Source organism: Pseudonocardia sp. SID8383, assembly GCF_009864975.1.
In the GTDB taxonomy this organism is placed as follows: domain Bacteria; phylum Actinomycetota; class Actinomycetes; order Mycobacteriales; family Pseudonocardiaceae; genus Pseudonocardia; species Pseudonocardia alni.
The window spans coordinates 1-1,161 of record NZ_WWFY01000320.1 but is presented as its reverse complement, the minus strand read 5'-3'; the positions used below and the strand labels follow the sequence as shown (position 1 = coordinate 1,161).

The window sequence follows — 1,161 nt, the reverse complement described above, 5'->3', positions numbered from 1 at the left end:
CGTTCCCCGGCCCGCACCCCGAGCCGGGCGAGGCGCTCCCCGGCCGCGGCGACGGCGTCGGCGAGACCGCGGGGGAGCCAGGGGGCGGGGACGACGGGCGCGGCCGCGTCGTCGGCGGTCTCGCGTTCCGCCCCGCTCACCGGACCCGGGGCTCGGACGACGCGGAGCGGACCGGCAGCAGGTCCGGCAGGGCCCGGTGCACCAGCGACGCGATCAGCGCGGCCAGCACGATCTTGATCAGGTCACCGGGCACGAAGACCAGGGACTGCACGATCCCGCCGGTGACATCGCCGATGTAGACGCCCAGCCACGGCATGCCGATCACGTAGTCGGCGAGCAGCCCGGCCAGACAGGCGAGCAGCAGCACGGGCAGCGACCGCGACCGGAACCGTGCCACGACCAGGCCCGCGACCAGCGCGGACAGCAGCCAGCCGACGAGGAACCCGCCGCTGGGGCCGAAGAACGCGGCGCCGTTGCGGCCGCCGGACAGCAGCGGCAGCCCGACCGCGGTGAGCACCAGCAGCAGCGCGACCGAGGCCGTGCCGAGCCGCCACCCGAGGATCACACCGGCCAGGATCGGGCCGACGTTCTGCAGGACGATCGGGACCCCGGCCACTCCGGCGAAGCCGGGGAACAGCCCGAGGACGGCGATGAACGCGGCGAACACGACCACGCGGGCGAGGTCGGCCGCGGGGAGCGCGGGACGGGATCCGGACACGCGCGAAGGGTAGGTCACATCGGTGTGCCGGAGGGGTGCCGTGCGGGTTGCGTCACGACACCCGACCCGGTCACAGCACGCGGTGCAGGGTCCGGAAGCCGTCCGCGTCGGGTCCGGTGGGGTCGCCGTAGCCCGCCCGGGCGAACAGCCGGGCCGAGGCGTCGTTGCCGGTGTGCACGACGGCGGTCACCGGGGTCCCGGCGCCGGTGCGGGCGCGCAGCGCGTCCTCCCCGGCCCGCAGCAGCGGCCCGGCGAGACCCTCCCCACGGCGCTTCGGCGCGACCGTGATCGACACCTCCCAGGCGGCGTCCGCGCGGTCCCAGCGGACGGTGCCGACCGGGCCGCGGGCGTCGTCGACGACCAGGAGCAGCCGGTCGTCGCGGTCCAGCGACCCGGCGAGCCAGCGGCGGTGCGTCGCGAGGTCGACCTCGTCGTGGCTGCGC

2 protein-coding genes are annotated in these 1,161 nt (G+C 76.6%); both read right to left on the bottom strand.

The window, feature by feature from the left end:
- Nucleotides 1-136: 136 nt before the first annotated feature.
- A complete protein-coding gene (locus tag GTW08_RS07765; protein ID WP_073573787.1) occupies nt 137-718 on the bottom strand; it encodes a biotin transporter BioY in 582 nt (193 codons plus the stop codon).
- Between the two features lie 70 nt (nt 719-788).
- The coding region (locus tag GTW08_RS07760; RefSeq protein ID WP_161151681.1) for a GNAT family N-acetyltransferase at nt 789-1,161 on the bottom strand (373 nt) is incomplete at its 5' end.